Below are 21,144 nucleotides of genomic sequence, written 5' to 3' on the forward strand. Positions count from 1 at the left end.
CCGCTGGCTATAAAATCGGTGATAGCAAGCGGGCGATGCGCATACCGAGCTTTTGCAGGCGGTGTACGTGCTTGCGATCTTCGTTGTGTACCTCAATGCTATTGCTAAAGTCCTCGAGCAGCATCTTTTCGACGTCCAAGGCTAAGGCTTTGTCGATGGTTAGCAGGGTGATTTCAAAGTTAAGCCGGAATGATCTGTTGTCTAAGTTGGCGCTGCCCACGGCGCTGGCCACATCATCAATCAACATGACTTTTTGATGGATAAATCCGGGTTGGTAGCGGAACACGCGTACCCCCGCGCGAACGGCATCGAAGGCGTACAAGTTACTGGCGGCGAATACAGTGCGATGGTCCCGCCGTGAGGGAATCAAAATACGGACATCTACGCCGCGAATCACGGCTAGGCGCAGCGCCGATACCAGCGACTCATCAGGCACGAAATAAGGCGATGTGATCCAGATTCGCTCGTTGGCCGATTGCACGGCTTCTACAAACATCAGTGAGCAGGTTTCCTGAGCGTCAGCAGGGCCGCTGGTGATCAGCTTGCACATCACCCCATCAGTGCTGAACACATCTGCCAATAGGAGCTGTGGCAACTGCCGGGTTGACCAGTACCAGTCTTCGGCAAATGACTCCTGTAAGCAGGCAACCACAGGGCCGCTTATATCTATATGAGTATCGCGCCAGGGGGAAAGCGGTGGCCTTTTGCCAAGGTATTCATCGCCGACATTGTGCCCGCCAATGAAGCCGCGTTCGCCATCAATCACCACAATCTTGCGATGGTTACGAAAGTTAAGCTGAAAGCGATTAAGGATGCCGCCTCCGGTTGGGAATGCATGCATTTGCACGCCTCCGTCGCGCAAGCTGTCGATGTAGCGACGGGGCAGGGCATGGCTGCCAATGCCATCATATAGAAAGTAAACACTGACCCCAGCGGCTGCGCGCTCAAGCAGGACATCGCGCAGGCGTCGACCCAGATCATCGTCTTTGACGATAAAGAACTGGATCAAAATGACCTGTTGCGCAGATGCTAAGGCACTGAAAATTGCTGCGAAGGTCGCTTCACCGTTGATCAATAACGCCACATGATTGTTGGCTAGGCACGGCATATCGCCCAGCCGCGGTAGCGCTCTGAGCTGTTGATAAACGGGTAACTCACTGGCTGATACAGCTTCTTCTACCCAAGGCCGCCAGTTCAGCTTGGACATGGCCGCATGCATCTCTGTATCGGCTTCGCGCCGCGCCGTTACATAAGCATCAAAGCGGCTGCGGCCGAAAACCAAGTAAGGCAGCAGGGTCAAATAAGGCATAAAAACCAGTGATGTAGCCCATGCAAGTGCGCCTTGAGATGTTCTAACGGTAAGCACCGCATGCAGGGCTGCAATTAGCCCGCAGAAATGAATCGCGGCGAGTAAATACGTCATAAACGCGGGAATAACAATATCCATGTCCATGTTTATTCCTGTCGAAATATCCCTGCATTAATAAAGCACGGCTACAGTAATTATGAGGCGTTAAAAGACTTATTCGCTCGGCTTGCACCAATGGGCTCGCGGGTGTGGCGTCTGCAGCCGTAGCCTCGACCTGTTACACTTGTTGGTTCTCCCGGGTCGTCTGATGCGTTTGAGGCTTATTGCAGCCGCAAGTTCGGAGCGCTTTTTGCGCCGCCCTCTGACGCTCAGACACAGCAAGTCGAGGTGTATTGTTATATCGGGAAAGAAGGCATTGGAGCCTTATCAATAGTCAGCGAGATGTAACAAAAGGAGTATTTCAATATGGGGAAAGACCCTTCGCATGACACGCCCTTGCAGGAAGAGCGCTTAGACAGCATTCCTGCGCCATCTGGTGAATCCAATCTGATCGATACTGATTACGTAATTGGCCAAGACAATATCACCGGCAAATATTTTTTCAATCTAGATATCCACGGCAAAGTATTCAGCATTTCTGCGCTTGCAGTTGTGTTGTTCGTGGTTCTCACCTTGGCACTGCAGGATCAGGTCTCGCCGTTGTTCAGCGCTTTGCGTGACTGGCTGACACACCATTTGGCGTGGTTCTTTCTCAGTGCTGCCAATATCTTTGTAATGCTCTGTCTGGTACTGATCGTTTCGCCCCTGGGTAAGGTTCGTTTGGGGGGCAAGGAGGCGACGCCGGATTACACTTACATCGGTTGGTTCTCCATGCTGTTTGCTGCTGGCATGGGTATCGGTTTGATGTTCTACGGTGTTGCCGAGCCGATGACCCACTTCGATACGTCAATGGCTGGTGTGACAGTTGGGGCTGATGGTGTGCGCACCGATTGGGCGCCTTTGGGCGGGGCAGTGGGTGATGCACAAGCTGCCGCCAAGCTGGGTATGGCGGCAACCATTTTCCATTGGGGCCTGCACCCTTGGGCTATCTACGCGATTGTGGCGCTGGCGCTGGCGCTGTTTTCGTTCAACAAAGGTCTGCCACTGAGCATCCGCTCGATCTTTTATCCGTTGTTGGGTGAGCGCGTGTGGGGGTGGCCGGGTCACTTGGTGGATATCCTCGCGGTATTTGCCACATTGTTCGGCCTGGCGACATCCTTGGGTGTGGGTGCTGAACAAGCGCTGGCAGGGCTTAATCACTTGTTTGGTATGCCGCTTACTGACACCAGCAAAGTTCTGCTGATCGTGGGTATCACGGCTATTGCCTTGCTGTCTGTTCTGGCCGGTTTGGATAAGGGCGTGAAAGTCCTCTCCGAAATCAACATGGGCCTGGCGTTGCTGCTGCTTGGCTTCATCATTGTGGTCGGGCCGACGTTGGCGATCTTCACGGGCTTCTTTACCAACCTGGCGGCGTACGCCACTTACCTGCCGCAGTTGTCGAACCCGTTCGGCCGTGCGGATGCAAACTTCACCCAAGGTTGGACGGCGTTTTACTGGGCATGGTGGATTAGCTGGTCACCATTCGTGGGTATGTTTATCGCCCGTGTCAGCCGTGGTCGTACCGTGCGCGAATTCCTGATCTCTGTACTGCTGGTGCCATCGTTGGTATCGGTTTTGTGGATGACGGCGTTTGGTGGCACTGCAATTGGCCAGTTTGTGAATGAAGGTTTTACCGGTGTTATCGATGCCGCACTTGAGCTGAAGTTGTTTGCCATGCTGGCGCATTTGCCTTTGGCAGAGATCACCTCATTCATCGGCATCATCTTGGTCATCGTGTTCTTTGTCACCTCATCGGACTCCGGTTCGTTGGTGATTGACACCATCACCGCAGGCGGTAAGGTCAATGCACCTGTTCCGCAGCGCGTGTTCTGGGTGATCACCGAGGGTGTTGTCGCAATTGCCCTCTTGCTCGGGGGTGGGCTGGGCGCACTGCAAGCCATGGCTGTGTCGACGGGGCTGCCGTTCACCTTGGTGTTATTGGTGGGCTGTATTGCCATTGTCAAAGGCTTGATGTCCGAACCGCGTTAAGCGAAAAAAGCTTCAAGTACCCAGGCGCCCCCGGTAACGGTGGCGCCTTTTTAATGGGCGATTTTTGCTGGGGTGATTCAGCCAAGCAGGTTTAACTCCACAAATCGGCAATGGTGATTTGTCCTGAGTAATGTGTGGCAACCTGGGCTTGTAAGAGCTCGGCAGTGGCCAATGCATCAGTCAGGGCGTGGTGCGCCTGATAGTGGGGCAGGTTGTAACGTAGACGGCTGTCAGCAAGGCGAATGGAGGTTGGCTGGCGACCCCGTATACGATCCCACCAGCTCGGCTTGCGCTGGCTGCCATGAATTCTGGCCTCCAGCTCCATGGTGTCAATGACGGGGAATTGCAGGCCTTCGCCAGTGGCTTGTTGCAGCGCCTGATTTAGAAATGAGCGCTCAATATTGCGGTAATGCACAACCATTACAGAACCCGCCATGGCCTCCAGCAGCTCGCCCAGCACCTGTTCCAGGCGCGGCGCGTAGCGGATGTCTGAATGGGTAATATGGTGGAAGGTAATGGACTCACTGCTCAGTTCGGACTTTGGCTTGACCACCCAATATTGAGCTTTGCGACACTCAATTCGTTTGAGGTTGAACGGCATCAAACCAAGGCTGACGATGCAGTGGTTTTGCGCATCGAGGCCTGTAGTCTCGACATCAAGTGCGAGTAACTGCACATCCTCAAGCGGTGTATCAGCATTGACGGCACCGGCCTTGTAAAACCGCTGCAACCTTGGGTCGCGGGCGCTATCTGCCAGTACCTGGAATTGCTCTTGCCAATGCGGGGTTGGCATCTTTGGCGGCGTTTGACGAGGCACAAATACGCTCATCGAGATTTACCATCGGGTGCTGACGGTTTAGGTTTTTGCGGCGCATTGTAGGGGTAGCGAAAACGCATAAAATTTTGTGCTTGGCTCAGTACTTGAAATGCCTCTTTGAGATTGTGCCGTTCTGTTGATGAGAATTTTTCGGGCTCAATATAGTTGTCTGCCTCTTTGCCTTCGGTCAGAGCCAGGGCTTGGTGGCGGATCCGAACCAAGGATAAAAATTCGAGGGCATAGCGCAGATGACTAATAGCTTCCGGGGTCATCAATTTTGTAGCGGCGATAGCGTCCAGGCGGTCCAGCGAGTTCTGGGTTTTCGAGCCGCAAGCCAAGGCGTGCACACGAATAAGGTCGGTTAGCGGGGCTGTTCCGCGCCCTTTGAGGTTGATGATATGCTTTTGTTGGCCATCGGTTTCCATTACGAACTGACGGAAAAAACCAAGTGGCGGGGTGCGGTTCAAGGCATTGCGAGCCAGTGCTGCAAGAAAGCCCGGGCTTTCGCTGGCGCGTTCTGAGAGCAAGTCTTTGAGCGTTTCAACCAGCTCTGCCTCACCGTAAATACTGTCGAGGTCAAAGAAAATACTGCTGTTAAGCAGCTTCTCTGGATTAGGGTTATCGATCCAGTCGTTGAAATAATCTTTCCACACTCGCAAAGGTTGGCGCCACTTACTGTTGGTGGCCATGATGCCGCCCTTGCAATAGGAGTAGCCGCACGCGGCCAAGCCGTCACTGACAAAGGTCGCCAGCCTGAGGAAATACTCATCATGCAACTTCGCATCGAAGCTGTCGTCGAGTACCAAGGCGTTATCTTGATCGGTAACAATCAGTTGTTCATCACGCGCCATCGAGCCTAACGCCATAAAACTATAGGGCACAGGCGCTGGCCCCAGGTCCAGTTCAGCCAATTCCAGTAGGCGCTGGGTAATGCTGCGGCCCACACCGGACATTGCGCTGCCGATCATGTGCGCGCTGGCATCTTCGTTTGCCATGCGAATAAAGGTCGCGCGGATATCGGGGAGTAGCTTCTCCATCTCATCAACAGACTGTTTATTGAACACGTTGTTGACCAGATACAGACTGCTCTGCGACTCGTATTTGATGATGTCAGCCAAGGTGACCACACCGACAGGGCGACGCCGATGGACTAGCGGTAGGTGATGCATGTTGTTGCGCAGCATGCACAGGATGGCTTCAAACACCGAGTCATCTGACTGCAGGGTGATTGGGTTTTTGGTCATTACTTCGGTAACAGGGGTATCGGCTGACAAGCCTTGGGCGACAACGCGGGTCCGAAAATCGCGGTCGGTGATAATCCCAACCATTACGTGCATTGCCTGATTGGCAACTGAAGTCAGGCGCGAGTTTGGCCACTCAACATTCGGGTCTACTACCAGCACCGAGGACACATTATGCGCGTCCATCACTTGTGCAGCTTCACGTACTGTTGCGTTTATATCGACTGTCGCAGCGGGGCGGTCGACGAGTTTGCGCACCTTGAGCTTCATCAGATCATGGGTCTTGCCCTGGGAACTTACCGCCGCTTTTAATCGAGATTGACCTTCAGCTTCGACAAAGTCGGCAAAACTATCGTTGTTCTCGCAGAGTTTTTCGAACACTTGGCCAGAAATGAAGTAAATCAGACTGTCTTCAATTGCCCGAGCAGGAAAGCGGACTTTGTGATTACGCAGCAGGCCAAACTGGCCAAATATATCGCCCTCGGTCAGGCGATTATAAAGCTCCCCACTACGTCGATAGACCTCAACAGCCCCACTGCGGACATAATGTAAGTCTTTGATTTCTGAACCAAATGTAAAAATGTCAGTGCCGGCTTTGTAATAGCCAACCTCGGTATTTTGTGCCAGCTCATCAAGGCTTTCATCCGGCAGTCCTTCGAACGGCGGGAAGCGACTTAGGTGGTCACGTATTTCCAATAATTCAACTTGCATGCAAACCTCGGCATTGTCCTTCTTGCTTCGGGTGGCTTGAGTACAGGCAGCATCATCTGCGCTACCTGTGTAGGCACTAGACATTCTAGAACAAGCACCTGTTCAACCTGTAATTAACTTGTTTCTGTAGCAGCGGGGCAGCCGTGCCTGTCCATGCAGATAATTCATTAAGACAGCTTGGTTCCACGTGGAACCCCTATGAATCAAGGCTTTACAGAGGGTGCCTGCCAAGGTTCGCCCCAATACTGTATTTCGTGCTGCTGATTAGATATAGTTATGTTATAACATATAATGCATTATTAGAAAGACCGACATTTGCGCGCACTTTGGACGCAAAAGGTCAGCTTGAATCATGAGGAGCCAGAACATGCCAAATCGTCTACCTGTGACTGTCTTATCCGGATTTTTAGGAGCAGGTAAAAGTACCTTGCTTAACCATGTGTTGAAGAACCGCGAAAACCTGCGCGTTGCGGTGATCGTCAATGACATGAGTGAGATCAACATTGATGGCGGCGAGGTTCAACGCGATGTCAGCCTCAATCGGGCCGACGAAAAATTAGTCGAAATGAGTAACGGATGTATTTGCTGCACACTGCGTGAGGACCTGCTGGAGGAGGTTGCACGTCTAGCCCGTGATGGTCGTTTTGATTATTTGCTAATTGAGTCCACCGGCATTTCAGAGCCGCTGCCCATTGCTGAAACCTTCACGTTCCGTGATGAGCAAGGGCAAAGTCTGGCCGATCTGGCGCGCCTGGATACCCTCGTCACCGTGGTCGATGGGGTTAACTTTCTTAGTGATTTTCACCAAGCCGAAAGCCTTGCCAGCCGTGGCGAGTCATTGGGTGAGGAGGATGAGCGAGCCATCACTGACCTGTTGGTGGAGCAGGTCGAGTTCGCCGATGTAATTCTGATCAGCAAGACGGACCTGATTAGCCAAGCTGAGCGAGAAGAACTGACCGCGATTTTGCGTGGCCTCAATACCCAAGCTGAAATTTTACCTATGAGCATGGGGGCCATAGCGCTAAACAAAATTTTAAACACCGGGCGCTTCGACTTTGAGCGTGCAGCGCAGGCACCCGGATGGCTGAAAGAGTTGCGCGGTCAACACAGCCCGGAAACAGAAGAGTACGGTATCGTCTCGACAGTTTATCGCGCTCGCAGACCATTTAACCCACAAAGGTTCTTTGAGTTCGTCAGCGGTGAATGGACCAATGGCCGATTATTGCGTTCAAAGGGCTATTTCTGGCTCGCCAGCAAGTTTCAGGAGGCGGGTAGCTGGTCACAAGCAGGAGGGTTGTTACGCCATGGTTTTGCCGGGCGTTGGTGGCGATTCGTGCCTAAAAATCAATGGCCCAGCGATGATGACTCAACCCAGGCGATCCTGAAAAGCTGGGATAGCAGCTGTGGTGATTGTCGCCAGGAGTTAGTCTTCATCGGACAAAACATTGATCTGCAAAAGCTCAATGCCGAACTCGATGCCTGTTTGCTGACTGATGCCGAAATGGCTTTGGGCAGTGAGGCATGGCTGCAGCTACCCGACCCATTTGGCCCCTGGTTTGAAGAGGTGGCTTAAAGCCGGCGGGAGTGACAATACGCTGGCCCATACACCCCTGAATATCGCCGCCGCAAATGGTGGGTGAAAAAAGCGTCACCCAACTTCCATGAGCACTGAATTTCAGGCAAAAAAATAGGCTGCTTTATGAGCAGCCTTAAGCACCTAAAATGCGCCAGCGCGTGATCTGACACAGGGAGTGTTGGTACCTGTGGGCATTAAACACAACTGACATGACCAATTGATTACAGGCTTAACGGGCCATCCACACGCCTTTGTTCTGTTTCTCGCAAAAAGGCTTCAGGAATGCGCTGTCGCTCGCCACGCCGTAGTAGTAAATGTCTTGCTTGTACGGTGTGCCGCCCGTGGTTGAGTTCCGGCAGATGCCATAAGCGCCAGCGGGGCATTGCTCGACAAAGGCGACAGCGACTTTCTGGCCCTTTAGCTCTGGTTTGCAAAAACCGGTGCGAAACAAGTTTTCGGGGATGCTGCGGTTTTGCTGACAGACTTTGACGTCCAGTCGCTCCGCCTGGCTATGCACCACACAGGCCTCACCCCAGGCCACGCTGGATACTGCGCACAACAAAAAGGCGGCTAGGCAACGCATCTGAAACCTCCGAATCAATAGGCGGGTGACTTTATCACGCTGCCTTTTATGCGTCAGCGTGAGCATAATGGTTAAGTATTCATGCAGGGTTTGGATTCAACCACATTATGCTGAAAAACATTCCTACGCATCTGATTGCAGGCCCCTTGGGAGCAGGCAAGACCAGCTTGATCCGCGAGTTGTTGAAGCAAAAGCCAACGTCAGAACGTTGGGCAGTGCTGATCAATGAGTTTGGGCAAATCGGTCTGGATGCAGCCTTGTTAACCCTTGACGATGATGGCGTTGCGCTCGGAGAAGTTGCAGGCGGCTGTTTGTGTTGCGTTAACGGTGTGCCGTTTCAGGTGGGGCTGGCGCGCTTGTTGCGCAAAGCCAAGCCGCACCGCCTGTTTATCGAGCCTTCAGGCCTGGGTCATCCACTACAGTTGCTTGAGCAGTTACGCGCCGTGCCTTGGCAAGGTGTTTTGGCCGTGCAAATGCCTGTGCTGGTGCTTGATGCGCAACGCCTGGCTCAAGGCATTGAGTTGCCTGAAAGTCAGCAGGCTGTCTTGAGTGATGCTGGGCTGTTACTGCTGAATAAGTCCGAGTCTTTGAGCGGCGCTGATAAAGCCCGGGTGCAGAGCCGGCTACCTGATCGTCCGTTGATCTGGACTGAGCAAGCACAGCTGCAATTACAGCAATTACCGGGCTTCTCCACTCAGGCCTCCAAGGATGGCAGTGCAGTTATATTGCCGCAGGGAACCCTGCCGTTGACTGAGATATGGCGTGAGCACGATCAGCCTATTCGGCAGGTTCATGCTCAAGCAGACGCTTGGAGTATTGGCTGGCGTTGGCATCCGAGCCAGCAGTTTGAGTTGTCGTGTCTTACGCAGTGGATATCAGCACTGCAGTGGCAGCGCGCCAAATTGATTGTGCACAGTGACACCGGTTGGTTATCTGCCAACGCGCTCAATAATCAGCCAATCCACTGGCAGCCATCCCCTTGGCGTAAAGACACGCGTATTGAATTGATCTTCAATCAGGCGCAGAACATCGATGCGCTCGACCATAGCCTGCGTCTTTGTGTCTCGAGAATCAGCGATAGCGGACCTTAGATCGGATACCCCTTTGGCGAGGATCGCCTGGCAAGCGGTTCACCCGGCCGAGGTGAGTCGCTAAACTGCAGGCTTGAATCAGTGAGGCAGTAGCCGATGCAGTTGTTACCTTGGTCCCACGCAAACTCTTGCAGTTTTACCACGCGTGGCTGGCACACCAAACCTTCAGGTAAGCCAGTGCTGCATTTCCTTCACGGCAATGGTTATTGCGGCCGTGTGTATGAACCGCTGCTGGGGTATCTGGCTGAGGACTTCGACCTGTGGTTGTGTGACGCTCAGGGCCACGGTGAAAGTGATCACGGCGGTCGTTTCCACGGTTGGAATCGCAACGCTGAACTGGCGGTCGAAGCATGGAATAGTGTCGGACGCGAACACTTTGCTGATGCGCAACTTTATGCCGTGGGCCACAGCTTTGGAGGTGTTCTGACCAGCCTGATCCTGGCGCAATACCCGCAACTGTTCAAACGCGCTGTATTGCTCGATCCGGTGCTGTTTTCGGCGTCGATGATTGGGGTCATGGCGCTGTCGGATGTCGTTGGCCTGAGTCGTCGCACCGGCATGGCTGCAAAAGCTGTTAAGCGCCGCAAGGTCTGGCCTGACCGCGCCACTGCACAGGGCTTGTTGCAAGGCAGAGGCATGTTTCGAGGATGGACCGCTCAGTCATTAGACGCTTATATCGCGCATGCACTCAAAGACACCGATGATGGCGTCGAGCTCAAATGCCGACCGAGTCGCGAGGCTGATATTTTCAGCTCTTATCCACGGCGCTTATGGTCTTCACTGGCAAAAATACAGACTCCGACCGAGGTTCTTTACGGTCACAGCAGTTATCCATTTGTGGCAAAGTCGGTGGCACGTTTATGTGCCAGCAACGCGCATGTGCATGGGCGAGTTGTAGAGGGCGGTCACTGCTTTATGCAGGAGTATCCGCAAGCCAGTGCCGAGCGCGTCAGCCAGTTCTTGCTCGCTGCTGGTGGCTGATCGCGCCTGGCGTTATTGCGGGGGTGGGCGGTGCTCACGGCGCCATTGATCGAGCTCAATCACCTGTGGCGGTTGGCGCACAACCTGGGGCTGTTCTGTTTGAGGCTCGCGAAACGGATGGGGTGCGAGTTCAATACCGCCAAGGCTTGCGCCAAACATGGTGACTTGACCGGCATGCCGTTGCTCGCCGGTGACGGTGAACTCAAAGCCATAAATGCGGGCAATACGTTTGCGCCCTTTGCCATCTCTTAGCAGGGTGATTTTGCGAAACGCGACGTTTTCATCAAGCAGTTCGATATCCGCTTTTTCACAGTACTGTTTGACCAATATCAGCGTGCGTTCACGTAACCCATGGGCATGCCAAAGCCATGCGCCAGCAGTGGCGAGTAGCATCAGCACGAATATATTGCCAAGGGTCAGCATGGTCAGCTCCAGTTGCGCAGTGCAAGGTCTACAGGCTTATATCTTGCCAGCCGGGCATGGTGTTGTCTGTCGCGGTGGTTAACCTTGCTCATTAAGTTGCTTGTAGCGATGCTCCAACTCCTGACGGATTGCACGGCGTTGCTGGCCTTTGGTAAAGCGGCGCTGTTCTTCTGTGGTTTCAGGTTGGCGTGGCGGGACTTTCATCGAGCGGCCATGGTCGTCGACGGCAACCATGGTGAAAAAACAACTGTTGGTATGGCGGACTGAGCGTTCGCGAATATTCTCCGTCACCACCTTGATACCCACTTCCATTGAGGTGGTGCCGGTGAAGTTGACTGAGGCAAGGAAGGTCACCAGTTCACCGACATGAATCGGCTCGCGGAAGGTCACTTGATCCACCGATAGCGTCACCACATAGCAACCTGCGTAACGGCTGGCACAGGCATAGGCCACTTCATCAAGGTATTTAAGTAGCGTTCCGCCGTGAACTTTTCCAGAGAAGTTCGCCATGTCAGGGGTCATCAGCACTGTCATCGACAATTGTGCGTTTCCGGGAACCATTGGCTGAGTGTCCGTATCGGTAAAGGGAAGTGATTCAAGCATATTGCAGGATTGAATCAATAGTCAGTAGGTATCCGCGCACGCGCAATACCTACGACTAGGAGCAGACACACGCACGCGGTCGTCATCACTTACCGGCAGAGATGCCAAAGTCGATGGCCATGTCGGCGCCCGTAATGGCTTCAGCTCCCGGCTGGCAGAGAAACCAGACCATTTCGGCGACTTCTTCCGGACGCAAGAAGCGTGCTTCTCGCCCCTGAGGGTATTGGCTCAGTAATTCGCGCTTGTAAGCCTTTGGGTTACCGTTGCCGTAGCGCTCTGCTTGATAGTCGAGCATGGGGGTGGCAATGTCGCCGGGCGACACCACATTGACCCGTACGCCAAACTCAGCGAGCTCAAGCGCCATGGTCTTGCTTAGCATCACCAGTCCCGCCTTGCTCGCGCAGTAGGCAGCTGAGCCACGGTAGGCTTGGCGGCCAGCATCGCTGGCAATATTGACGATGCAACCACGGCTCTCTTTCAAATACGGCGTTGCGGCCTGGCCCATGTAGAAAGCGGCCTTGAGATTAACGCCCAACACTAGGTCGAAATCGTCTTCGCTAAACTTTTCAACCGGGCCTTCACGCCAGACACCGGCGGCGTTGATCACCGCATCAATCCGGCCGGCACTGGCAAGCACGGCAGCGATCAGCTCATGGCAGTTTTTCGCGCTACGCAGGTCTGCGGTAGCACTGTAATCCAGTGGCACAAGTGTATTCAGTGAATGCAAACCACTTTTGTCGACATCAGTGGCTGTCACGCGCCAATGGCTTTGTGAAAAGCGCTTGGCGATGGCCCGGCCGAGTCCGCCAGCGGCGCCAGTGATAAGTACGACAGGTGTGCTCATAAGGCTAACTCCAGTGGTGATTTGCAGGTGTTGATTAGTCTTCCATTAAGCGTAGTTGTGCGCTGTAAGTACGCTAGCGGCTTGCCGAGCGATAATGCAGCAGGGCTGTGAGTTGAGACGCTTTAGTCTGCTCGCTTGTTCAGCCTGCCGAGGATTTATTCTACGGTGAGCGCTATTTAGAACGTGTCGTTCGTTATTTCACACATAATCGGTGTGTAAAGGCTTTGGTGTCAATCACAGCAGGCGCGTTATTGCGCCTGCACACACAGATTCAGCTCAATTAGCTTTCCAGCCAGACATCGCGAACCCAGTGCCAAACCGACTCCCAGTTTTCTTCGCTGAGCTCTTCAGTGTCCTGTTCCCAAAGAACTACTGTGCCATCTTCTTCTACACAATAGTAATCGCCGCGATCTTCGCAGATCGGTACAAGCTCACGAGGCACACCAAGGGACCAGGCGACAGAGGCAACCTCAGGCAGGTAGGTGTGGGATTGCGGGTCAGTTGCAGTAACCGGTTCAAGACGGCCATACACCACATCGCTGACTTTGAGCAGGAACTCGCGTAGCTCAAAGGGCAAGTGAATCAGGATTTGCTCCTGGATTTCGACTAACACCTCTTCTTCCGGCAGCTCCAGCGGTACTGGAACCGGTTCGTTGAGTTCGCGTAGTTGATCAATAACTTCTTCCACAGGCGGGCTCCTGGACGGTAGGTAACGAGCAGTGAAGTTGCTGTGCGAGGATCGCACTAGCAATTTCGCCTTATGCGCGCTTTATACAGTAGCCAAGCGCAAGCAAACAGCCCAGTTGCCCGGGCAATTTAGCCAAGAGGCGTGAATCTTGAAGTCAGAGCGGAGTCGCTTGCCGCGACTCAGCATGCTGGATGGCTAGAGTCGTGCTGCCGAGAGGGCTGTCGCCCATTGAAGGTCATTACATCAGCAACGCTTCAATGGGCTGGAGCAACTAATGCGGGTTATGCGTTCTGACGAATGCCCGCCACAATCCACGGTTGGTTATCACCTGTGGTGCGCTCAAGACGCCAGCTTTCGCTAAAGGCTTCACCTTGATCGAAGCGTGAAGTTTTGGCGATACCGCTGAATGTCAGGGTGGCGATGGTTTTGTCGCTCTGATCATCGACGCCATCAAGCTGTACGTTCAGATCGTCAATGTAGGTGGCTTGGAAGGCATCACCGATCTCAGCACGCTCACGCTTGAGAAACTCAAGCAGCTGCGGGGTCACAAACTCGCTGATCTGCGCCATTTCATTGGCATCCCAATGTTGTTGCAGGCTCATAAAGTGTTCGCGGCCAGCGGCAATAAAGCTCTGTTCATTGAACCACGCAGGTGCATTCATCGCCGGTTGGCTGGCTGCGGCTTTGTTGCCGAAGATCGACGCTACAGGAGGCTGGGCCTGCGCTGTTTCACGCTGCATTGGTGCACCATTTGCCGTATGCGGCTGAGCTGCCTGACGACGTGCAGCGAGAAACCGGAAAATCATAAAGGCGATCAGGCCGATGATCAGAAAATCAAAGATCTGCATGCCCTGAAAGCCGTCACCCATAAACATTGAGGCTAACAAACCGCCCGCCGCCAAACCCGCCAACGGGCCAAGCCAGCGAGACGCACCGCTTGCGGCCGCGCCAGGACGCCCAGCAGCCGCTGCACCGGCATTAGGCTGGGACTGTGGCGCAGCCTGACGGGTTTGATGGCTCGGCGCTGAACCGAACGATTTGCCACCGCCAAAACGTTTGGCGTCGGCGTGTAAGCTGAAAGTCATGGCCATGCACAGCACCATGGCGAGGCTAAGAAAACGTTGCATTAGGGCGTGTCTCTTGGTGATAAACAAGTCATTAAGCTATGCGCGGGATACTGCGCCAGCGGGTGCACGATGGCTAGCGAGACTGTGTTTCGGCTTTTTTCTGCCTGACGGTACGGCCATGGGGGACAAGCTTCGCGTTGCCGCACCCTTCGGATGTAGGGGGGCGACTTTCCTGTCCGCCATGCACTGGGTTTAACCCTGCTCTTTAGTCATAAGATCAAGAGAGCAGGGTGGCTAACAATCACCGCCAGTCGTACAGCTCTTTTTCAGACACTTCGTGCATGGGGGTTACTTGCTCCTGGAAGGCCTTCATCGAGTTCCAGATGCGGGTGTTCAGCTCGCTTTGCCCGGCCAGTTCGTCCAGCACTTTGCCGGATTCCTGCTTCATGGCGTTGAGTACTTCATCGGGAAAGCGCTTGAGTTGTACGCCTTGTTTTTTCAGTTCAACCAATGCGGTGGCGTTGTGATAAACGTAGTCGTCCATCATGTCTTGATTCGCCGCCAACGTAGCTTCGGTGAGGATCGCGCGCAGGTCCTCTGGCAAGCTGTCCAGGGCTTTCTGGTTGGCCAGCAACTCCAGCACGGCTTGTGGTTCCTGCCAGCCTGGGAAGTAATAGTACTTGGCTGACTTGTTCAGGCCGAATGCCAGATCGTTATAGGGGCTGACCCAGTCGGTCGCGTCAATCGCACCCGTTTCCAGCGCGGTGAACACTTCGCCACCCGGTAGGTTCACCGTAGTCGCGCCCAAGCGGCTGAGGACTTCGCCGCCGAGGCCCGGCATACGAATTTTAAGGCCTTTGAGGTCGTCCAGAGAATTGATTTCTTTGTTGTACCAGCCGCCCATTTGCATGCCGGTATTGCCCACAACCATGGGCTTAACACCGTATGGGGCGTAGGCTTCGTCCCAGAGCTTTTGACCGTCGCCTTTGCTCAGCCAGGCATTCATTTCACTGGCCGATAAGCCAAAGGGCACGGCGGTGAAGAATTGTGCAGCCGGTACTTTGCCTTTCCAGTAATACGCTGCGCCATGACCGAGTTCAGCCGTACCGCGCGAGACCGCATCAAACACTTCAAGGGCTGGAACCAACTCGCCTGCTGCGTAAACCTTGATGGTCAGGCGGCCGTTACTCATGGTCGAAACCCGTTCAGCCAGACGCTCTGCAGCAGTACCCAGACCTGGATAGTTCTTTGGCCAGGCGGTGACCATCTTCCAGTGGAAGCTCTGTGCGGTTGCGCTGGTTTCTGCGGCAGTGGCCTTGGTTTCTTCTTTGCAGCCAGCCAAACCCATGGCGGCAAATAAGGCGACGGCAGCGCCGAGCAAGTTGCGGCGATTCATCAATTGTTTCCTCTGTGTACGGTTATTTTTATAACGCGTCTAATTTTGCGTAGCTAAGCATCAGCCACTTACTGCCTTCATCTTCAAAATTCACCTGCACTCGTGCCTGCGCGCCAGAACCCTCGAAGTTGAGGATGGTGCCTTCGCCGAACAGTGCATGACGCACGCGCTGGCCGAGGCTGAATGCAGTTTGCGGGATTTCACTGCCCGCGAACATTGAGCTGCTGCTCGTGCCTTGAGTGCTACTGCCGTAGGGGCGGCTGACACTGTTGGACAAGCGTACTTCCTGAATCAATGCAGGCGGAATCTCGCGAACGAAGCGCGAGACTTTGTTGTAGGTTTCACTGCCGTATAGGCGTCGCGTTTCGGCATAGCTGATCACCAGCTTCTGCATCGCGCGGGTGATACCGACGTAGGCCAGGCGGCGCTCTTCTTCAAGACGCCCGGGCTCTTCGAGGCTCATTTTGTGCGGGAACAAGCCCTCTTCGACGCCGACTAAAAACACCTGCGGGAACTCAAGGCCTTTGGCGCTGTGCAGGGTCATTAGTTGGATGCTGTCTTCATGCTCGGCCGCTTGGGTATCCCCGGCTTCGAGCGAGGCGTGGCCGAGGAATGCCTGCAGGGGAGTTTGCTCGTCATCTTCGTCGTTTTCGAAGGTGCGCGCGGCGCTGACCAGTTCCTCAAGGTTTTCGATCCGGGCTTGAGCTTTTTCGCCTTTTTCAGCTTGGTGATAGGCAATCAAACCGCTTTGCTCAATCACTGTCTGGGCCATTAAATGCAGTGGCATTTCCTGTACTTTAGCCGCGAGGTTTTCGATCAGCTCGATAAACCCGGCCAGCGCACCAGATGCCCGCCCGGGCAGCAGTTTGCCCGCAACCATCAGCTGAATGGCTTCCCACATTGCCACATCATTGGTGCGGGCAAACTCGCGAATGGTTTCGACGGTCTTCTCGCCGATGCCGCGAGCTGGAACGTTGATGATCCTTTCCAGCGCCGCATCATTGCCACGGCCATCGAGCATGCGCATGTAGGCCATGGCGTTCTTGATTTCAGCACGTTCGAAGAAGCGTTGGCCGCCATAGATCCGGTATGGGATTTTCTCGCGCAGCAGCGCCTCTTCAAGCACACGCGATTGGGCGTTGGAGCGATACAAAATGGCGATTTCGCTACGTTTGAGGCCTTCTTTGCGCAGGGCGTCTTCGATTGACTCGACCACATAGCGCGCTTCGTCGTGCTCGTTGAAGGCGGCGTATAGGCTGATTGGCTCGCCGTCAGCGTCTTCTGTCCACAGTTCTTTACCGAGGCGGCCTTGGTTATTGGCGATCAAGGCATTGGCCGCTTTGAGGATACCGGCCGTGGAGCGGTAATTCTGCTCAAGGCGGATCATTTCAGCATCAGCAAAATCGCTGGAGAACTGCTGGATATTCTCGATCTTGGCACCGCGCCAGCCATAAATCGACTGGTCGTCATCGCCGACGACCATGAAGCTGTCGCCGCCTTTGGCCAGGATGCGCAGCCATGCATACTGAACGGCGTTGGTGTCTTGGAATTCGTCGACCAAGATATGCCGAAAGCGACGCTGGTAATGTTCCAGCAGGCCCGGCTTGTCGCGCCATAGATCCAGCGCACGCAGCAACAGTTCGGAGAAATCGATGACCCCGGCGCGCGCGCAAGCCGCTTCATAGGCTTCGTATATTTTCAGCATGGTCGCCAGAAACAGGTCGCCGCCTGGCTGAATATGCTGTGGGCGCAGCCCTTCGTCTTTCTGACCGTTGATAAACCACTGCGCTTGGCGGGGCGGCCAGCGTTGCTCATCCAAACCCAATTCGCGAATAACCCGTTTGACCAGGCGTTGCTGGTCATCGGAATCGAGAATCTGGAAGTTCTCGCTCAGGCCGGCTTCTTGCCAATGGGCACGCAATAGCCTGTGTGCCAGACCGTGGAAGGTGCCGACCCACATGCCGGCTGGGTTAGCGCCGAGCATCTGTTCGATACGCGCACGCATTTCAGCAGCGGCCTTGTTGGTAAAGGTCACTGACAAAATGCTGTGGGGTGAGGCGTTTTCCACTTGGATCAACCAAGCGATACGGTGCACCAACACGCGTGTTTTGCCGGAGCCAGCCCCGGCCAGGACCAATTGACGGCCAAGGCTGGCCGCTACGGCTTGGCGTTGGGCATCATTTAAAGAGTTGAGGAGAAGCGAGAGATCATCATGCATCGCAGCATTCTAGGGGCCTGGCGCACGTAGGGCAAACCACTGTTTAAGCAATTACTTCAGGTTTTACACGATTGGCCAAAAAACGCGCTGGAAACAGGTTGATTGAAGCCAGCCTTCGACGTTGAGTGAAGCCCGAAGCCATCTGCTGTTTGCTATCGATTGGTCGGTTACAGGCGGTGTATAGCTGTGGTGTTAATTGTCGAGGCGGATGGGCGCATTGGGTTTATCTAGCCAGTGTGTTGGTCCGTCGCCCTAGCTAACGTACTTATTGAGTGGCTTTTAAGGAAGATTGCCATGCCTAGATCTGCGCCGATCAACTTAGCTGTTCGTCTCTTGATGGTGTTTAAAGGCAGAGTTCCGCTGCCATTTAAGCGGGCAGTACTTGGGCGAATTCGCCCCAAGCAAGCTGCGCAGGTGATCACTCAATTATCCGCTGAACAATTTACCCGCCTTGCCCAGACCATGCCCATGCCGTTGATTGCCCAGGTGGTCAGGTACCTCCAGCCCCAGGCCATCCGGAATGATTACATGAGCTTGCCGGAGGCGTTCCACATAGAGCTGACTCAGGAGCTGTGTAGCATTTCTGCATTTTCGACCGCGGCTGATTTCGCCAACTTTCTCTCTGCTGCGCAATTGAAAGTATTGTTTTTTTCACTCAATAGCGAAGCCTATGTGGTGTCGATTCTGGAGCATATGGAAAACCTGCCAATTGCAGGGCAAGGCTTGCGTGGGTGCTCGACAGATTACTTATCACGCCTGGTCGAGGAGGCGGCGAAAGGCCAGCGGATGGAGGCTGTGGCGCGGGTCATTGGGATGCTGTCAATGCAGCGTCAGGCAGACGTCTGCGCAAACTTGCTCCCTGCCGCGTTGATGCAGTTGCTGCCGCAGTTATTGCCACTGAGCGACAACCATTTGAGCCGCTATCTGCCTCCAAAATTGTTGGAGGTTATAGCGGCACGATCACGCTGAGTCCCACTGCCTGCCGTGGCGCTCCAGCAATTGTTGCAGCTGCTCAGGGCCGTTGCTGCCGGCTGGATATGGCCGTGGGCGTTGGTAATGCTGCTGCCAGCCTTTAATGATCGGATCTACCCAGCGCCATGCAGCCTCGACTTCATCGCGGCGCATAAACAATGTTGAGTCCCCATCAATCACATCAAGTAGCAAGCGCTCATAAGCGTCCCAGCGGCGCTGATGGTTGAATGCAGTGGCCAGATTCAGATCCAGCGCAACCGGCTCCAGCTTCATGCCTTTGCCTGGGTTTTTAGCCATCAGGTGCAAGCTGATGCGCTCTTCTGGCTGCAGGCGAATCAGCAGTTGGTTGGCATCACCCTCACCAAACAACGCGTGTGGCACTTGTTTGAATTGGATCAGGATTTGTGAGGTTTTTTGCGCCAAACGCTTGCCGGTGCGCAGATAAAACGGCACCCCGGCCCAGCGCCAGTTTTCAACCTGGGCTTCAATGGCAACCAAGGTTTCGGTATCGCTGTCGTTATCGACATTTTTCTCGAAATAATAGGCAGGCACTTGCTGGTTGCCGATTTGGCCCGCCGTGTATTGCCCACGCACCGTTTTATCGCGTACGTCCTGATCGGTAATTGGCCTTAGCGCTTCAAGCACTTTGACTTTTTCATTGCGCACTGATTCTGCATCGAAGCGCACGGGAGGCTCCATGGCAACCAGGCAGAGCAACTGCAGCAAATGGTTTTGCACCATGTCGCGCATCGCGCCAGCTTGCTCGTAGTAGCTGCCCCGATTCTCAATGCCGAGTGTTTCACAGACGCTAATTTGCACATGGTCGATGTGCGCGGCACGCCAGAGCGGCTCGAACAGCATATTGGCAAAGCGCAGCGCCATGAGGTTTTGCACAGTTTCTTTGCCAAGGTAGTGGTCAATGCGAAACACCTGCGATTCATCAAACACATTGCTTAATGTCGCATTAATCGCCTGTGCGGACTGCAGCGAGTGGCCGATAGGTTTTTCCAGCACGATGCGCGAATGAGCATTGGCTAAACGGGCTGTTTTCAGGTGTGCGGCGATGCCGGCGAACAAATCCGGTGCGGTGGCCAAGTAGTAAACGCGCACGCGCTTTTCGGTATTGCCCAGATACTGCGCCAGGCGAGCAAAATCAGCACTTTGCGCAGCATCCATGGCGAAGTAGTCAAGGCGGGCGCTAAAGTCTTGCCAGCACTGGGTATCGAAGTCTGCTTTGGCAATTTTTGCGCGGCAGTTACGCTCGGCAAGCGCTTTGTAATCATCGCTGCTACGTTTGCTGCGGGCCAAGGCAATGATTCGCGTATCGGCATGCAAGCGCTTGTCGCGATGCAGGTGATAGAGCGCCGGAAGCAGTTTGTGCAGGGCCAAATCACCGCTGCCGCCAAAAACCAGGATGTCACAAGCAATACTCAAAATCGCAACTCCAGCTCGGTTAAACCGTGCGATGTATGCACTCATGTAGTATAACTACAAAGTCACTACACCTATGTTTACATCACCGTGTCGTTTGGCCTTAACCCTGCCTGTTTTTGTAGATTAACCCGGGTTTGGCCGCTGACGATTCATATGCCTGTTAAATACCGAGTCTAATCTTGTGAATTTGTTGCAGCACATCACTCAATCGCGCCACTTGCTCCGTAAATCTGAGCTCAAAGTGGCTGATCACGTGTTACTTGATCCTGCTTCTGTGATGCACAGTTCGATGGCAGAGCTGGCGCACAGTGTTGGTATCAGTGAGCCGACCATCGTGCGGTTTTGTCGAGCGATTGGCTGTACCGGATTTCAAGATCTCAAGCTCAAACTCGCGCAAAGTCTCGCTGCCGGTGCCAGTTTTGGGCAGTTTGCAATCCACGAAGATGACTCGGTATCCGATTTCAGCCTGAAGATTTTCGACACCACCCTGCACACCTTGATGGAAGTGCGGGAAAATCTTGACCCCCAAGCGCTACAGAAGGCGATCGCTGCCTGTGCTAATGCGCAGCGTGTTGAGTTCTACGGTTTTGGCGCATCGGGTGCAGTGGCTGCAGATGCCCAGCACAAGTTTTTCCGTCTGTTGCTGACCGCGGCGGCCTACTCTGACCCGCATATGCAAGCGATGTCAGCAGTAACGCTTAAGCCTAATGACGTAGCCATCTGTATTTCTCAGTCAGGGCGCTCCAAGGATCTGCTCGTTACGGCCAACCTGGTGCGTGAGGCCGGTGCTACGCTGATTACCCTGTGTCCGAGCCAGACGCCTCTGGCTGATCTGGCCAGTGTCAACTTAGCGGTCGATGTCCAAGAAGACACTGAAATCTACACGCCGCTGACCTCTCGAATCGCTCACCTCGTGGTCATTGATGTGCTCGCCATGGGCGTTGCCATGGCCCGTGGTCCGGGTCTGGTCAATCACTTGAAAAGCGTCAAGCGCAGTTTGCGCAGCCTGCGTTTGTCGCCGAAGTCAGTGCGTCCTTCAGAAGACATCTAAGTTCGGCCTTTG

Annotated in this window: 18 protein-coding genes; 6 read left to right on the forward strand and 12 right to left on the reverse strand. The window is 54.2% G+C overall.

The window, feature by feature from the left end; genetic code table 11:
• Window positions 1-7: 7 nt before the first annotated feature.
• Entirely contained in the window at window positions 8-1,447 is a 1,440-nt protein-coding gene (gene cls / locus ACIGCM_RS17000; protein ID WP_397503330.1) for a cardiolipin synthase, read from the reverse strand.
• Window positions 1,448-1,774: 327 nt separating this feature from the next.
• Here cls and ACIGCM_RS17005 point away from each other — a divergent pair, with 327 nt between their 5' ends.
• Complete coding sequence (locus ACIGCM_RS17005; RefSeq protein ID WP_397503241.1) at window positions 1,775-3,436, forward strand: BCCT family transporter; 1,662 nt, start codon at window positions 1,775-1,777, stop codon at window positions 3,434-3,436.
• Window positions 3,437-3,527: 91 nt separating this feature from the next.
• On the opposite strand, the gene ACIGCM_RS17010 is transcribed toward ACIGCM_RS17005, so the two are convergent.
• Both ACIGCM_RS17010 and ACIGCM_RS17015 read right to left on the reverse strand, forming a co-directional pair.
• On the reverse strand, window positions 3,528-4,265 hold the full coding sequence (locus ACIGCM_RS17010; protein ID WP_397503242.1) for a 3'-5' exonuclease: 738 nt from the start codon (window positions 4,263-4,265) through the stop codon (window positions 3,528-3,530).
• Complete coding sequence (locus ACIGCM_RS17015) at window positions 4,262-6,205, reverse strand: DUF294 nucleotidyltransferase-like domain-containing protein (protein WP_397503243.1); 1,944 nt, start codon at window positions 6,203-6,205, stop codon at window positions 4,262-4,264. Before ACIGCM_RS17015 ends, ACIGCM_RS17010 begins: the two co-directional genes overlap by 4 nt.
• 367 nt (window positions 6,206-6,572) lie before the next feature.
• On the opposite strand from ACIGCM_RS17015, the gene zigA reads away from it, so the two are divergent.
• The gene (gene zigA / locus ACIGCM_RS17020) at window positions 6,573-7,778 is read left to right on the forward strand and encodes a zinc metallochaperone GTPase ZigA (protein WP_397503244.1); all 1,206 of its coding nucleotides are present in this window, start codon (window positions 6,573-6,575) and stop codon (window positions 7,776-7,778) included.
• Between the two features lie 232 nt (window positions 7,779-8,010).
• Here the strand turns inward: zigA and ACIGCM_RS17025 are convergent, their stop codons facing one another.
• Window positions 8,011-8,364: an NADH:ubiquinone oxidoreductase gene (locus ACIGCM_RS17025; RefSeq protein WP_397503245.1), complete on the reverse strand. Its 354-nt coding sequence runs from the start codon at window positions 8,362-8,364 to the stop codon at window positions 8,011-8,013.
• A gap of 107 nt (window positions 8,365-8,471) precedes the next feature.
• On the opposite strand from ACIGCM_RS17025, the gene ACIGCM_RS17030 reads away from it, so the two are divergent.
• Together ACIGCM_RS17030 and ACIGCM_RS17035 are read left to right on the forward strand one after the other, a co-directional pair.
• On the forward strand, window positions 8,472-9,455 hold the full coding sequence (locus ACIGCM_RS17030) for a CobW family GTP-binding protein (RefSeq protein ID WP_397503246.1): 984 nt from the start codon (window positions 8,472-8,474) through the stop codon (window positions 9,453-9,455).
• Between the two features lie 96 nt (window positions 9,456-9,551).
• On the forward strand, window positions 9,552-10,436 hold the full coding sequence (locus ACIGCM_RS17035) for an alpha/beta fold hydrolase (RefSeq protein ID WP_397503247.1): 885 nt from the start codon (window positions 9,552-9,554) through the stop codon (window positions 10,434-10,436).
• A 12-nt stretch (window positions 10,437-10,448) separates the two neighbouring features.
• Here the strand turns inward: ACIGCM_RS17035 and ACIGCM_RS17040 are convergent, their stop codons facing one another.
• From ACIGCM_RS17040 to uvrD, 7 genes are all read right to left on the reverse strand, one after another.
• On the reverse strand, window positions 10,449-10,859 hold the full coding sequence (locus tag ACIGCM_RS17040; RefSeq protein WP_397503248.1) for a DUF3301 domain-containing protein: 411 nt from the start codon (window positions 10,857-10,859) through the stop codon (window positions 10,449-10,451).
• Window positions 10,860-10,937: 78 nt separating this feature from the next.
• Entirely contained in the window at window positions 10,938-11,420 is a 483-nt protein-coding gene (locus ACIGCM_RS17045) for an acyl-CoA thioesterase (protein WP_397503331.1), read from the reverse strand.
• Window positions 11,421-11,547: 127 nt separating this feature from the next.
• A complete protein-coding gene (locus tag ACIGCM_RS17050) occupies window positions 11,548-12,306 on the reverse strand; it encodes an SDR family NAD(P)-dependent oxidoreductase (protein ID WP_397503249.1) in 759 nt (252 codons plus the stop codon).
• A gap of 280 nt (window positions 12,307-12,586) precedes the next feature.
• Entirely contained in the window at window positions 12,587-12,994 is a 408-nt protein-coding gene (locus tag ACIGCM_RS17055; protein ID WP_397503250.1) for an SMI1/KNR4 family protein, read from the reverse strand.
• A gap of 281 nt (window positions 12,995-13,275) precedes the next feature.
• Complete coding sequence (locus ACIGCM_RS17060) at window positions 13,276-14,121, reverse strand: Tim44 domain-containing protein (protein WP_397503251.1); 846 nt, start codon at window positions 14,119-14,121, stop codon at window positions 13,276-13,278.
• 241 nt (window positions 14,122-14,362) lie between these two features.
• Window positions 14,363-15,457 carry a TRAP transporter substrate-binding protein gene (locus tag ACIGCM_RS17065; RefSeq protein WP_397503252.1) on the reverse strand — a complete coding sequence of 365 codons (1,095 nt, stop codon included), beginning with the start codon at window positions 15,455-15,457 and terminating at the stop codon, window positions 14,363-14,365.
• A gap of 28 nt (window positions 15,458-15,485) precedes the next feature.
• Complete coding sequence (gene uvrD / locus ACIGCM_RS17070; RefSeq protein ID WP_397503253.1) at window positions 15,486-17,675, reverse strand: DNA helicase II; 2,190 nt, start codon at window positions 17,673-17,675, stop codon at window positions 15,486-15,488.
• A gap of 294 nt (window positions 17,676-17,969) precedes the next feature.
• On the opposite strand from uvrD, the gene ACIGCM_RS17075 reads away from it, so the two are divergent.
• A complete protein-coding gene (locus ACIGCM_RS17075) occupies window positions 17,970-18,644 on the forward strand; it encodes a hypothetical protein (RefSeq protein ID WP_397503254.1) in 675 nt (224 codons plus the stop codon).
• Here ACIGCM_RS17075 and zwf read toward each other — a convergent pair.
• Window positions 18,636-20,126, reverse strand: coding sequence for a glucose-6-phosphate dehydrogenase (gene zwf, locus ACIGCM_RS17080; RefSeq protein WP_397503255.1), 1,491 nt, complete (start codon window positions 20,124-20,126; stop codon window positions 18,636-18,638). The genes ACIGCM_RS17075 and zwf overlap by 9 nt on opposite strands.
• Window positions 20,127-20,262: 136 nt before the next feature.
• On the opposite strand from zwf, the gene hexR reads away from it, so the two are divergent.
• Complete coding sequence (gene hexR / locus ACIGCM_RS17085; protein ID WP_397503256.1) at window positions 20,263-21,132, forward strand: transcriptional regulator HexR; 870 nt, start codon at window positions 20,263-20,265, stop codon at window positions 21,130-21,132.
• Window positions 21,133-21,144: the final 12 nt, after the last annotated feature.

Source organism: Pseudomonas sp. NPDC078700 (assembly GCF_044542375.1).
Taxonomy (GTDB): domain Bacteria; phylum Pseudomonadota; class Gammaproteobacteria; order Pseudomonadales; family Pseudomonadaceae; genus Aquipseudomonas.